Source organism: Corynebacterium sp. ACRPZ, assembly GCF_022346205.1.
GTDB classification, from domain to species: domain Bacteria; phylum Actinomycetota; class Actinomycetes; order Mycobacteriales; family Mycobacteriaceae; genus Corynebacterium; species Corynebacterium lehmanniae.
In genome coordinates this window covers 1-507 of sequence record NZ_JAKRMR010000050.1, presented here as the reverse complement: position 1 = coordinate 507, position 507 = coordinate 1, and the positions used below count along the sequence as shown (strand labels likewise).

Sequence of the window (507 nt, the reverse complement as noted above, 5' to 3'; positions counted from 1 at the left end):
GTAACAAAACACACGGACACACAAACAATCAAGGTACAAACACCAAAACACAAAAAAGAAAGATACTCGCGTCCACTATACAGTTCTCACACAACACAACCCCCACACACAACCAACCACAACCAACGTGGCCAGCCAACATGAGAGCCCAACAGGAACAACCTTGTGCTGCCCCAGACACCCAACAGTGCACCAACGCATACTCTTTTGTCACGCAAACCGGTGTGACCACCAACCAGGCACCATGTGAGCGCACAACCCCTTCTCAGCCCAGCCGCACCACCATCCAGACGGTGCCACCATGACCTTCAGGTGTGTCTCCACCCGGCAAAATACTTTCGTGGCAGTCGCACACTCGGCGACTCAACCACACAAAACAACACCCGCAACTGCGGGCGAAAAATAAAAGCTCCTTAGAAAGGAGGTGATCCAGCCGCACCTTCCGGTACGGCTACCTTGTTACGACTTCGTCCCAATCGCCGATCCCACCTTCGACAGCTCCCATGA

General features: G+C 53.3%; 1 rRNA gene. It reads right to left on the bottom strand.

The features are described from left to right. Positions 1–417: 417 nt before the first annotated feature. Positions 418–507, bottom strand: a 16S ribosomal RNA gene (locus tag MHX64_RS11930); the annotation flags it as partial.